Annotated in this window: 1 pseudogene; it reads right to left on the bottom strand. The window is 44.4% G+C overall.

Features of this window, described 5'->3' with window-relative positions:
- Position 1: 1 nt before the first annotated feature.
- Positions 2 to 248 (bottom strand): annotated as a pseudogene (locus tag SB773_RS33765) (NAD(P)/FAD-dependent oxidoreductase); the annotation flags it as partial.

Here is a 248-nt window from a genome sequence, read left to right as displayed (position 1 = left end):
ATCAACCGTTATGGTATTTATACATCCAGAGAATGCCTGATTTCATTAATCGTGCCACTCTTCCCGTAATAGGGCGGTTTGCAACAAGACCAAAACCTTGTTTCTTCCCAAGAGAGCCTAATGTCCCTTTTAATTTCATGGTAGGGAAGCTTTCTGGAAGTGGTTCATTTGCCCATTTTTTCACAAGGACCTGGACGATTTGCTCAGCTTGGGACTCTGCTAATTGAGCACTAGGTGCATGAGGCAGG

The organism is Bacillus sp. SIMBA_074, from assembly GCF_046534555.1.
Taxonomy (GTDB): Bacteria; Bacillota; Bacilli; order Bacillales; family Bacillaceae_G; genus Bacillus_A; species Bacillus_A mycoides.
This window is presented reverse-complemented; position numbering and strand designations above follow the sequence as displayed.